This window comes from Georgenia deserti (assembly GCF_042680605.1).
GTDB lineage: Bacteria > Actinomycetota > Actinomycetes > Actinomycetales > Actinomycetaceae > Allobogoriella > Allobogoriella deserti.
In genome coordinates, this window is the sequence record NZ_JBHUEE010000010.1 from 1 (window position 1) to 12,023 (window position 12,023).

Sequence of the window (12,023 nt, forward strand, 5' to 3'; positions counted from 1 at the left end):
GCGGATGGCTCTCACCAGCCAACGGCCAACTCCTCGATGAAGCCCTCCGCGCCCGGATGGGCACCCCCTCGGCGAACGACCCCCGCACCCAGACCCAACGCCGCGCGAACGCCCTGACCGGCCTGGCCCACCTCGCCCTGGACTCCGGCACCCTCAAACCCGGCGCACGCATCCGCCCCCACCTCGCCGTCCACGTCTCCCACGAGACCCTCACCCACCTCATCCAAGCCACCCACCCCACCGCCACCGACGCGACCGACCAAGCAGGCGGGCCCGACGGGGCGCAGGGGCCGGACGAGACGACCGGGTCGGGTCAACCGGGCCGGTGGACCGAGCCGGCCCGGTCAGCCCTCGTCCCCGCCAGCCAGGAAACCGCCTACAGACCGGGCCAGAGCCCCAGCCACAGACCCGGCCACAGCCCCGGCCAGAGACCCGGCCACAGACCCGGCAAAGCCTCCGGCGGCGTGGCCGACGGGATCATCATCCCCGCCAGCGTGGACAACACCGTCATGACCGGGACCGAACCAGCCACCCTGACCGACGGCACCCCGATCAGTCCCCGTCAACTCGCCCGGCTCGCCTGTCAGTCCCAACTCCACCGCGTCATCTTCGGCCCCGACAGCGAAATACTGGACTCCGGCCGCGAAGAACGCCTCTTCACCCCGGGCCAGACCCGCGCGATCATCGCCCGCGACCGACACTGCGTCTTCCCGGACTGCAACGCCCCGCCCGGCGAAGGCGAGATCCACCACAGCCTGTGGTGGTACGACCAATACGGCCCCACCCGCATCGACCTCGGACTCCTGGTCTGCTGGCACCACCACGACCACATCCACGCCCACGACATCACCATCACCCGCCGCAACGACCAATGGATCTTCACCCGAGCCGACGGCACCGAAATCAAACCCACCCGACCACCCACCTGAACACCGAGGCACTATCGCGCGAGCGCGCCGGAACGCGGGAGCACCGGAGCGCCGGCCCCTGCCGAGTCGTGGGCGCTGGCTGCCGCAGCCGTGGGTCAGATGTTCACGTCACCGCAGAGGTGGACGTGGACGCCCAGGGCGTCGAACACGGCGGCCTTGGCCACGAGCGCCTTGTCGGCCGTCTCCGCATCCGGTGCGTAGACGACCTGGGCGTGATTGGCCTGATGGCGGGCCATGAACTGATCGCGGTCGATGCCGTGCAGGACGACGTGCGCGATCGGCCACTCCGGGTTCGTCGCCTCCTTGCGGCGGCGGGTCTCCTCCTCCGGCAGGTCGACCACGCTCGCGCGTCCGATGTCCACGTGGAGCTCGCCGTCGGCGATGAACACCCGGGACCAGACAATCTCCCCGGGCCGTGACACGCCGTTGATCGTCGATCCGCCTGCGGGGAAGAACACCGGGTCCTGGCGCCACCCCTCGGCCCCCTCGTAGCCGCCTCTCAACTGCGAGGCGGGGACGGAACCGGAGATCTCGTAGACCCAGACGAACTCGCCGTCGTACTCCTCGCCCCATCGCACGTCGTGCAGGGTGGTCGCCGGGTCGAGCCCCATCGCCGTCCAGACTCGGTTGGTCACCAGCGCGTCCACGGCCACGCCCTCGTCCACCTCGTTGAAGTGGGGGAGCGGTGCACCGTCGTACAGCACCCGTGAGCCGTCCCGGCTGGTCACCGGCGGACGGGCGACGTTGTTGAGCAGGCCTTCCGCCAGGTCGGAGGCCGGGCAGATGTTCTTCAGTCCCTGCTGGTACTGGATTCCCACCGCGTCGAGACCGAAGTCGTCGGCCAGTCGTAGCGCGGAGATGTACATCTTGTACTGCCACCGCAGTTGCTCCTCGGTGAGCTCGGTGGCCTCGTCGGTGCCGAGACGGAACGTCATGCCGGCGTCCCGGAGCCAAGCACCCACGGCGTCGGCCTCCTCGTCCGGTACGGTCTGCATCTGGGCCCACAGCTCGGACTGGGACAGCCGTTCCTTGTAGATGCCCAGCGGATTGAGCATCTCGTCGTCGATGATGGCGTTGTACATGCCCATGCAGCCTTCGTCGAAGACGCCGATGATCGCCTTCTCGGACTGCAGTTGCTCCGCCACGGCCACACCGAGACGCGTCTCCTCGCTCTGCGGCAACGCGGGCAGGTCCCGCACGTGCGAGGTGTCGTGCTCGATGCTTCCGGTCTCGAGCCAGGTCCGGAGGTTGGCCCGGAACCAGTCGTCGGTGCCGTCGACCGTCCAGAGCGTCGAGTACCGGATACCGGCCTTGGTCATCGAGGCGTTGAGGTTCAACAGTCCCACCAGGCCCGGCCAGTCCGGCGCGAAGTTCGCGACGGTCAGGATCGGCCCGCGGTGGCTGCGGAGCCCGGCCAGCACATGGTGGGAGTACTGCCAGTTGGCGATGGCGACCACGAGCGGCGCGTCCCGTGGGATCTGCTTGAAGACCTCCAGGCCCATGCGCTGGGACCGGACGAAGCCGTGATCGGTCGGTTCGAAGGCCCGGACGACGTCCCACCCGGCCTGGCGGAGCTGCTCGGACACGATGGACTCGAGCTCGAGCTGCAGGGGCCAGGCGGCGGTGTTGGCGGACTCGCGGAGGTCGCCGCTGGTGGTCAGGTACACGGTCTTGGCCGGCGCGTCCGGAGGCTGGACCGGCGTCGGAATGTCATACGTCGTGGCGTGAGTTGGAGACATGTCCTCGAGCCAATCAGAAAACGATTACTCTCACAAGTACCTGACCCCTGTGCGACGAGGATGTCATGACAGAACACACCGAACCGAGACAGACCAGCGGTAGTTCCCGCCCCGTGGGTCACGGCGACCACGCCGACGCTGTCGAACCCGCCGCCGACCCGGCCCGCGCCACACATGCCCCAGGGGACTACCCCGAGATGTCCGACTTCTTCGCCACGGTCCGGATCGATGAAGGTGCCTCGATCCGAACCGACAGCGACGGCGACCTGTGGCCTACCACCTGGGCTGACGACGGTCATCTCTACACCGCCAACGGCGACGGCGCCGGATTCTCCGACGGTGAGTACACCGACATCGTCGTCAGCCGCATCGAGGGCACCCCGGCGTCCGGGATCACCGGTGAGCGCCTCGCCTCCGGACGTGACGTGGCCCCGATCTGGGGCGATCCCGCGATGGTGAACTCCAAACCGACCGGCATCGTCGCGGTCGACGGCAACGGTGACGGCCGCGACGAGCTGTACCTCGCCGTTCAGGACCTCGCCTGCACCCCCGACCGCATCTTCGACGAGGCGCCCGCGGCCGGCGTCGTCGCGTCCGAGGACTACGGGCGAACCTGGCGCGCGCCGGACGGGCCGATGTTCACCGACCACACCTTCACCACGGTGATGTTCCTCGACTTCGGTCGATCCCAGGAGCACGCGCGCGTCCTCGGAACGGACGGGACGGAAGGCGAGGGGTACGTGTACGCCTACGGTCTCGACGGCAACTGGCGCACCTCGCACAAAGGCATCGTCCCCGACCCGCAGGAGCTGTTCCTCGCGCGCGTCCGTGCGGACAGAGTGCTCAGACGCGAGGCGTGGGAGTTCTACTGCGGCCGCAACGACGACGGGACGCCGCGCTGGCATCGGGACATCGGCGCAAAACGGCCGGTGCTGACCGATCGCCGCCGCCCGTACGCCCCGCACCCTGACGCCGTCACCGTGCCCCGGTCACCAGAGGGGCCGTCGGTCATCGCCCAGGGCGGAATCGTCTACAACGCGCCGCTACGACGCTACCTGTACAGCTCGTGGAGCGAGTTCACCCTCGAGCTCTACGAGGCCCCGGCGCCTTGGGGGCCGTGGCGGCACGTCGCCTCGCACGATTTCGGCCCATTCCCCTGGACGGGCCCACTCGCCGATCACCCGCGTCATGGCGGCTACGGCACGACCATCCCGGCCAAGTTCATCAGTGCCGACGGTCAGGACATGTGGTTGCAGTCGAACTGGTTCGTGCGCGCCTCCAGCTACCACGGCAGTGCGTACCACTACTCGCTGCGACACATCCGCCTCGCGATCCGGGACGACGCGCCCGCCTCGAACACGGTCGACCCCGCGGCCAACCTCGCTCGCGAGACGGGCGCGGTGCCGATCGCCTCCACCACCCGCTCCGGCCACCCGGAGGTGCTCACCGACGGCGCGACCGACCGGGCAGAGGACAGCTGGAACGGGTCCGGGAAGCAGCAGGATCACTGGGGCGTGACCTGGCCACGACACCACCGCGTCGACACGGTGCGGTGGACCTCCGGACCGCGCGACTACAACGGCGGTTGGTTCGCCCGCCCACCGGCCATCGAGATCCGCTCGGCCGGCCGGTGGCGGCAGGTGGCCGACCAGGTCATCGACCGGCCCTACGCCACCGACGCCACCTCGACCGGGAGAAGGGCGTACACCGTCCGGTTCGCTCCGGTCGAGGCGGACGGGATCCGGCTGGTCGGCCCGCCCGGCGGGTGGTCGCGGTACAGCACACTGAGCGAGCTGGAGGTGTACCACAGCGGGGGAGGAGAGCTTCCGGCGTCGTGACGCCGGTCCTTCCGGCGCCGGGTCGCGTGCGTGGGTCTGTGGCGGAGCGCCTTGACCTCCCTCCGATTCGCCCCGCCGCTGCGGCGAGGAACGGGGGCCGGTCCGGCACCACCTCGACGTGGCGGCAGGTCACCGTTCGATGACGCTTCGGGCAGGTGACTTGACGAGCATCATCCGCGGCAATACGGTCCAGAAATCGTTTACACTTCGGGTGTCGACAGGGCGCCCGACAGCTCGTCACGAGCACTCATCGAGGAGGATGGGATGTCCACCATGAACAAGCGCCGCCTCGGCGGCATCGGAGCAGGTGCCGCCGCGGCGGTGATGGTCCTGACCGCCTGCAGCGGCACGCCCGACGGCGGAGCGGCTGCGGCAGGCGGAGAAGACGCGCCGGACGGCGCCACCACGATCCAGTTCTGGCAGACCCAGTACACGGACGAGGAGAACGCCTGGTACGAGGACATCGTCGAGTCGTTCAACGAGTCCCAGGACGACGTGCACGTGCGCCTGACCGTCGTCCCGGGCGACGCCTGGGAGCAACGCATGACCGCAGCCCAGGCGGCGGGCAACGCCCCCGACCTCTACACCGCCAATTACGGCAACATCCCCGACGCCGCCCGCACCGGTCAGCTGCATCCGCTCGGCGACCTCATCAGCGCCGACGCCTGGTCCGACCTGCAGGAGAACGTCCACGGCATGGTCACCGTCGACGGCGACGAGTACGCCTACCCGCTGCTCGTCGAGCCCTCCTCAGTGCTGTACTACCGCACCGACCTGTTCGACCAGGCGGGTCTGGACGGCCCGCCGTCGACCTGGGACGAGCTCGAGGAGTACGCCGAGGCCTTGACCACCGACTCGGTCTTCGGGTTGCGTCTCGCCCAGAACGCCAACGACCTGGGCTGGTCCACCTGGGGCTATCAGTACAACGTCGCCGGCCACCTGCCGATCAGTGACGACTGGTCCGAACCGGCGGCGACGGACGAGTACGCGCCGTTGCTTCAGGCCTTCCAGGACATGTTCGAGGCCGGGTCGCTCCCGCCGGCGGACGGGCTCGGGTACCCGGACGCCGCACCGTTCGGTGACGGCAAGTACGCGATGATGGCCAACGGCTCCTGGGCCGCGAGCCAGTTGCTCGCCGATTATCCCGAGCTCGTCGAGAACGTCGCCGTCGCCCCTATGCCGACCTTCGACGGCGGCACGGGCCAGACCACGGCCACGCTCGGCGGCTGGTCGCTCGTCGTCGACGGCCGCTCCGAGAACGCCGAGGCCGCGGCCTCGTTCATCGAGTGGGCCCTCGCCGGTGACGTGGAGAACGTCCTGCCGTTCTTCGAGGCCACCGCCTATTCCAAGGTCTCACCCCGAGAGTCGGTCGCCCAGGCCATCAGCGAGACCCCGGAGGTCGCCGAGGTCAACCCGTTCAACGAGGTGATCCAGGAAGAGGTCGTCCCGTACGCCGAGCCCGAGCCGGTCTATCCCTACGCGATCAGTCTCGCCATGGGCGAGGCCATCGAGGCAGCCATGCAGGGCACGCCGGTCGAAGAGGCGCTCGCCGAGGCGAACCGCAAGATCCAGACCGAGATCGACAACAACGACCTCGCCGGCACGGGACCCGGTGCCTGAGAAGCCGGTCGGTGCCGGGCCGCCCGGCCCGGGCACCTCGGTCCCGATGAGGTGATGACATGTCTGCCCTGACGTCCGAGCCCGCGCCCGCCGGCCGCGCCCCCGCCGTGACGGAGCCGCCGGACCCGCCGGCCGCGAACAAGCCCCGGAAGAAGGACAACCGGACCGCGTTCCTCATGCTCGCGCCGGCTCTGATCCTGCTGACCACGTTCGTGCTGGTGCCACTGGTGTACGCCTGGTTCGTCAGCTTCCAGCGGTGGAGCTTCTACGAACCGAGCGTGTTCGTCGGCCTGCGCAACTTCCGCATGGTCCTGGCCGACCCGACCTTCCGTGAATCGATCGTGCGCGGCCTGACCTTCTCCGCCATCTGCGTGCCTGTCATCCTCGTCATCGCGTTCTGCTTCGCGAACCTCGTCAAGACGATGGGTGCCCGGATGGCCACCGTCCTGAAGGTGAGCATCTACATCCCGACCGTGATCTCCGGCGTCATCGCCTCGATCATCTTCGTGCTCGTCTACGAGTACCGGCAGGGACTGGCGAACTACCTTCTCAGCTTCCTCGGCGTGGCCGACGTGCCCTGGCTCGGCTCCGCCAGGACGGCGCTGTACGCCCTGACGCTGCCGCAGATCTGGCTCGCCCTCGGACTGGCCTCGCTCATCATGCTCGCCGGCCTGCTCGACATCCCCGAGAGCTACTACGAGTCCGCCGAGCTCGAGGGCGCCAACTGGTTCCAGCGCACCGTCTACATCACGATCCCGCTGCTGAAGAACATCATCCTCTACCTGCTGGTGACCACCTTCGTGGCCACGATCCAGCAGTACGAGCTGCCGCTGGTGATGACCGACGGCGGGCCGACCCAGTCGACCCTGCTGCCGAACCTGCTCATCTTCCAGCGATTCACCAGCGACCTGTACCCCGGATACTCGATCGCCGCGGCGCTGCTGCTCTTCCTCGTCCTCGGTGGCCTCTCGGCGGTCATCTTCCGACTCATCAACTCCGAGAAGGCGGTGGACGGCTGATGACTCTCACCGGACAGACCTCGGTCAAGACGCTCGGCACGGACGCCGTCGCCGCCGCCTCCGCTGCTGTGCCGTCCCGGCGTCGCCGCCGGTCCGCCCGCAGTACCGGCCCGGCCGGGACGGTGCTGCGATACCTCGCCTCCGCTGTCGTCGTGCTGGCCGCCCTGCTGCCGCTGGCCTGGATGACGATCTCCGGCTTCAAGGCCCGCGACGAGGTCGTCACCTCGCCCTTCCAGTTCTTCCCGGACATCTGGCAGCCGCAGAACTACGTCGCGATCCTGCAGGACCCGGCATTCGTGCGGGCTCTCGGGGTGACGTTCACCGGGGCGATCCTGTTCACGGCGCTGAGCCTGACGGTGAACTCGATGGCGGCGTACGTCTTCGCCCGGCTGGACTTCGCGTTCAAGCGGACACTGTGGGCGATCGTGCTGGGCACGATGTTCATCCCGCAGATGGCCATCCTGCTCACGTCGTACATCGTCGTCACGCGGATGGGGATGCTCAACACGCTCGCCGTCCTCGTCATCCCGGGCGCGACGGCGGCCGTGCACATCTTCTTCATCCGGCAGTTCTACCTGGGGATCCCCACCTCGATCGAGGAGGCGGCGCTGCTGGACGGGGCGAGCCGGTGGCAGATCTTCCTCCGTATCTTCCTGCCGCTGTCCAAGCCGGTGTTCGTCGTCGTCGGCATCACCTCGTTCCTGGCGTTCTGGAACGCCTACGTCTGGCCGATCATGACCATCACCGAACCCGACAGTTCGCTGACGCAGATCCAGCAGTACCTGGCCTCGTTCCGCTCAGAACGTCGCGTCGAGTACGGCATGCTGCTGGCGGGCTCCACGTTGGCCGCGCTGCCGGTGATCACCCTGTTCCTGATCTTCCAGCGCTACATCATCTCCGGGATCCGCATCTCGGGGATCAAGTAAGCCGCGCTCGTCCGTGGCGCGGGCCAGGCACGCGCGCGGCAGGATGTGGGCGTGGCGGGTATGCCGGCAGAAGCGCGGGCGCGTGTCCGGGCCATGGCCATGTGGCTCACGGTGGGCGCCCTCTGCCTCGGCGTCTTCGTGCTCGTCTACGCCCTCCTCGTCGGCTTCGACCGCGAGCGGACGGCCCCGGTCGCAGCCGTGGCCGGTGAGGGGCGGACCGTCGTGGTGCGCTACCTCGGCGGTCCGCCCGGCTGCGGCGACCCCGGCCGGATCGAGGTCCGCGAATCGGCCGCGGAGGTGGAGCTGACGGCCTACGTCGTCGTGCGCGAGGCGACCCGGTACGACCGGCAGTGTCCGGCCGAGGAGGTGCCGATGCTCACCACCGTCCGGCTCGACGAGCCGGTGGGGGACCGGCTCGTCCGGGACGCTGCACACGACGGCGCCGAGGTACCTGCGGTGGGGTCGGTGCGGGAGCTCACCGAGCCGGAGGGCTGAGCGTGCGGCCCGACGACGGTCCTCCGGCGTCGAGGCTCCTCACCCGTCCACCAGCTCCCGGTGCTCGGTTCGGGCGAGGAAGCGCCGGATGGTGTCCCGGCTCTTCGACAGGCAGGTGATCCGCGACTCGATCTCGACCAGCTCGGCGGCGAGCTGCTCGGCGACCGATCGGCTGCAGGTGTGCGCTCGCTCGGCGGAGTCGATCGCCTCGAGGTCCAGGACCGCCCGGACCAGCCGTGTCGGCATACCGGAGCGGACCAGCAGGGCGACGCGCTCGACGCGCTCGACATCCGCCTCCGAGTACGACCGGTACCCGTTGTCCGTGCGCCGGGCCGAGAGCAGGCCCTGCTCCTCGTAGTACCGCAGCAGCCGCGGGCTCACACCGGTGCGCCGCGACAGCTCCCCGATCTTCACCGCGCCCTCCCTCCTGCCGTCCCGTCCCGGTCGCGGGTCCGGTCCGACCACTTGACCTTGACACTGATGTCAAAGTTTACCGTCGCAGCGTGACCGAGACCCCCACACGCGAGCGGCTTCCGCTCTCGGCGCTGCTCACCCTGGCCGGCACCGTCTTCCTCGTGGTGAGCGGCGAGATGATGCCCACCGCCGTGCTGCCTGAGCTGGCAGCCGACCTCGAGGTCTCGCTGGCCCAGGCCGGACTTCTGGTCTCGGCATGGGCGATGACGGTCGTCATCGCGAGCTTCCCGCTGGCTCGTGCCACCGCACGCCTGCCGCGCGCGCACGTCGAAGCCGGTGCGCTGGCCGTCTTCTCCGTCGCGACGCTGGTCACGGCGTCCGCCCCGTCCTATGAGGTGGCCCTCGCCTCCCGGTTGGTCGCCGCCGCGGCGACGGGCTTGTTGTGGTCCACGGTCAACGCCCACGCGGCGTCGATCGTGCCCGAGCACCGCATCGCGCGGGCGACGGCGATCGTGCTCGGCGGCGGCACCCTCGGGACCATCGGCGGGATCCCGGCCGGGAACGCCATGGCTCAGGCCTGGGGGTGGCAGGCGCCCTTCCTCCTGCTCGGAGTGCTCGGCCTCCTCGGCGCAGCGGCGGTCCTGGCCCTCCTGCGCACTGTTCCGCTTATCGCCCCCACGCCGAGCGACCACCCGAGCGGCCAGCCGGCCGGACGTGCCCGGTCGCTGGGCCCCGTCCTCGGGGTCGCCGCACTCGGTGGCCTGATCTTGGTGGCGCACTTCGCCGTCTTCACCTTCGTGGCCGAACTGCTGACACCGAGCGCGCTGCCCACACCTGCGCTGCTCCTCCTGTTCGGGGTGGTCAGCGCCGTCGGCGTCGCGGCGGTGGGAGTGTCGAGCGACCGGCATCCCACGGCCACGCCGGCGGTGACGGCGGGCATGATGGCGGCGGCGCTGGCAGCCGTGACGGTGGTCGGGCGCCACGCCGGGGCGGATCTGGCGCTCGTTCTCGTGTGGGGCACGGTGACCGGGGCCGTCGGTCCGGCCGTGCAGGTGGCGCTCATGCGGGCGGCCGGTCCGCAGCACCGGTCCACGGCCGGAACCCTCATGCCGGTCGCGATGAACTTCGGGATCGCCGTCGGTGCCGCGCTCGGGAGCGGGGTGGTGGAGCGGTGGTCGCTCGACGTCCTGCCACTGGTGTCGATCGTTCCCGCCGTGCTCGCGGCGGCCGGGTTCGCCGCGCTGGGACGTCGCCGCCCGCCCTCGCCCGAGGCGGCGCGACCGACGCCGGCGGTCGAACCCGCGAGCTGCCGCCCCTAAGTCCGCCTCGGCGAGAGGCGCCACGTCCGCGACGTGCCACTCTTGACCGATGACCGATCTCCGCGGGCGTTCCGCCCGTCACGACGACGAACCCGCCGCACCGACGCCGGATCAGGACACCTGCCGGGCCCTGGCCGCCGACCTGCGTGCGGCCGGCTTCGGTGCCGACAACCTGCGCGCCACCTGGGGGGTGCCCGCCGATGAAGCCGTGGGGCGTGGGCTGCGTGAACCGGCGCTTCGGGCGCTGGGTGAGCGGACCGACCCGCTCGCGACCCTGGGCCGGCTCCTGGTGCTCGGCCGGACCCAGCCCGCCGTCGCCGTCGCCGCCGCCCTGCCGCAGGCAGGCATCGCCGGGCTGGAACGGCTGGGTCTCGCGTCGACCGAGGACGGCTACGTGGTGCCGCGGGCGGTGATCCGGCCGCAGGCATTCGTCGACCGCGACGGGGAGGGCGAATGGTGGCTGGCCAGCGATCTCGACGAGGTCGCGCTCGGGAGCACCCTGCCCGTGGGGCATGTGCTCGGTGCCGGGGGCGCGTCCCTCTTCCTCGCCGGCCTGCACATCGACAGCCCGACCGGCCGCGTGCTCGACCTCGGTACCGGTTGCGGCGTCCAGGCCATCCGTGCCCGGCGCTACGCGAGTGAGGTGGTGGCGACCGACATCTCGCCGCGGGCACGACAGTTCGCGGAGATCAACATGGTGCTCAACGATGTGCGGTCCGTCAGCACTCGCGAGGGCAACCTGTTCGACCCGGTGCGCGGCGAACGGTTCGACCGCATCGTGTCGAACCCCCCGTTCGTCATCACCCCCCGGATCGACGGCGTGCCCGCCTACGAGTACCGCGACGCCGGGCTCGTCGGGGACGCCCTCGTCGAATCCGTGGTGACCGGCGCCGGGGAGCACCTCGAGCCCGGCGGCGTGGCCGTGCTGCTCGGGAACTGGGAGACCCGCGGCGGCCAGGAGGGCTTGGAGCGGGTGCGCACGTGGGTCGACTCCTCGCCGGTGGCGCTGGACGCCTGGGTGGTCGAGCGGGACACGCTCGATCCGGTGCAATACGCCGAGTTCTGGATCCGGGACGGCGGGACATTGCCCGGCACACCGGAGTACGCCGAGATGGTGGAGAACTGGCTGGAGGACTTCACTCGCCGAGCCGTGACCGCCGTCGGGCTGGGATTCATCCTGCTCCGCAGGCCGGCCGACGGTGCACACCCGACCCTGGCGCGCTACGAACGTCTCCCGCAGCCCCTCACCCGCGAAGGCACCCTCGGCACCCACCTCACCGAGGCGCTGTCGGCCCACGACCGGCTGACCGGGATGGACGACGACGCCCTGGCGGCCGCCGTGCTCGCCGTGGCCCCGGACGTCACCGAGGCGCGGCACCACATGCCCGGCAGCCCCGACCCCCAGGTCATCGAGCTGCGGCAGGGTTCCGGATTCGCGCGGACCGTCACGGCCGACACCGGGCTCGCGGCCCTGGTGGGCGCGTGCGACGGTGAACTCCCCGTCGGACCGTTGATTGCGGCGATCGCCGGCCTGCTCGAGGTCGATGCGGACGAGCTGCGCGCGGAACTGCTGCCCCGGGTGCGCGAGCTCCTGGTGGACGGTTTCCTCACCCTGCGCGAGACCGACCTGCCCTGAGCCGGCGCCGCCGCGCGGCTCGGGTACACCGGACCGGCCCCGGGCCATGACAACCCGCCGGCGCCGTCGTACCGTCCCCGGTATGGCC

The 12,023-nt window shown here is 70.2% G+C and carries 10 protein-coding genes; 8 read left to right on the top strand and 2 right to left on the bottom strand.

The genetic code is table 11. From position 1 onward, the window contains the following. Positions 1–929, top strand: a 929-nt coding sequence (locus ACFSE6_RS16355; RefSeq protein ID WP_388009671.1) for a DUF222 domain-containing protein, incomplete at its 5' end; no start/stop codon positions are given. Between the two features lie 95 nt (positions 930–1,024). Here the strand turns inward: ACFSE6_RS16355 and ACFSE6_RS16360 are convergent. Continuing rightward, positions 1,025–2,668 carry a fucose isomerase gene (locus ACFSE6_RS16360; protein ID WP_388009674.1) on the bottom strand — a complete coding sequence of 548 codons (1,644 nt, stop codon included), beginning with the start codon at positions 2,666–2,668 and terminating at the stop codon, positions 1,025–1,027. 65 nt (positions 2,669–2,733) lie between these two features. Here ACFSE6_RS16360 and ACFSE6_RS16365 point away from each other — a divergent pair, with 65 nt between their 5' ends. The 5 genes from ACFSE6_RS16365 (at position 2,734) to ACFSE6_RS16385 (ending at position 8,566) form a co-directional block, all read left to right on the top strand. Beyond that, positions 2,734–4,506, top strand: coding sequence for a hypothetical protein (locus ACFSE6_RS16365; RefSeq protein WP_388009677.1), 1,773 nt, complete (start codon positions 2,734–2,736; stop codon positions 4,504–4,506). A 264-nt stretch (positions 4,507–4,770) separates the two neighbouring features. After that, positions 4,771–6,126: an ABC transporter substrate-binding protein gene (locus ACFSE6_RS16370; RefSeq protein WP_388009680.1), complete on the top strand. Its 1,356-nt coding sequence runs from the start codon at positions 4,771–4,773 to the stop codon at positions 6,124–6,126. Between the two features lie 59 nt (positions 6,127–6,185). Next, entirely contained in the window at positions 6,186–7,145 is a 960-nt protein-coding gene (locus ACFSE6_RS16375; RefSeq protein ID WP_388009683.1) for a carbohydrate ABC transporter permease, read from the top strand. After that, positions 7,145–8,071, top strand: a complete 927-nt coding sequence (locus ACFSE6_RS16380) for a carbohydrate ABC transporter permease (protein ID WP_388009686.1) — start codon at positions 7,145–7,147, stop codon at positions 8,069–8,071. The genes ACFSE6_RS16375 and ACFSE6_RS16380 overlap by 1 nt, the downstream gene beginning before the upstream one ends. A 51-nt stretch (positions 8,072–8,122) precedes the next feature. Then, on the top strand, positions 8,123–8,566 hold the full coding sequence (locus ACFSE6_RS16385; RefSeq protein ID WP_388009689.1) for a hypothetical protein: 444 nt from the start codon (positions 8,123–8,125) through the stop codon (positions 8,564–8,566). Between the two features lie 39 nt (positions 8,567–8,605). On the opposite strand, the gene ACFSE6_RS16390 is transcribed toward ACFSE6_RS16385, so the two are convergent. Continuing rightward, complete coding sequence (locus ACFSE6_RS16390) at positions 8,606–8,980, bottom strand: MerR family transcriptional regulator (RefSeq protein WP_388009692.1); 375 nt, start codon at positions 8,978–8,980, stop codon at positions 8,606–8,608. Between the two features lie 89 nt (positions 8,981–9,069). Between ACFSE6_RS16390 and ACFSE6_RS16395 the strand changes: the two genes are divergently transcribed. Both ACFSE6_RS16395 and ACFSE6_RS16400 read left to right on the top strand, forming a co-directional pair. Beyond that, the gene (locus ACFSE6_RS16395) at positions 9,070–10,299 is read left to right on the top strand and encodes an MFS transporter (RefSeq protein ID WP_388009695.1); all 1,230 of its coding nucleotides are present in this window, start codon (positions 9,070–9,072) and stop codon (positions 10,297–10,299) included. A gap of 49 nt (positions 10,300–10,348) precedes the next feature. Beyond that, positions 10,349–11,935, top strand: coding sequence for a DUF7059 domain-containing protein (locus ACFSE6_RS16400; protein WP_388009698.1), 1,587 nt, complete (start codon positions 10,349–10,351; stop codon positions 11,933–11,935). The last annotated feature ends 88 nt before the right edge of the window (positions 11,936–12,023 follow it).

Bases quoted from the DNA above. Each gene is read 5' to 3' on its own strand.
- ACFSE6_RS16360 (WP_388009674.1), bottom strand. From the start codon at position 2,668: ATGTCTCCAACTCACGCCACGACGTATGACATTCCGACGCCGGTCCAG.
- ACFSE6_RS16365 (WP_388009677.1), top strand. From the start codon at position 2,734: ATGACAGAACACACCGAACCGAGACAGACCAGCGGTAGTTCCCGCCCC.
- ACFSE6_RS16370 (WP_388009680.1), top strand. From the start codon at position 4,771: ATGTCCACCATGAACAAGCGCCGCCTCGGCGGCATCGGAGCAGGTGCC.
- ACFSE6_RS16375 (WP_388009683.1), top strand. From the start codon at position 6,186: ATGTCTGCCCTGACGTCCGAGCCCGCGCCCGCCGGCCGCGCCCCCGCC.
- ACFSE6_RS16380 (WP_388009686.1), top strand. From the start codon at position 7,145: ATGACTCTCACCGGACAGACCTCGGTCAAGACGCTCGGCACGGACGCC.
- ACFSE6_RS16400 (WP_388009698.1), top strand. From the start codon at position 10,349: ATGACCGATCTCCGCGGGCGTTCCGCCCGTCACGACGACGAACCCGCC.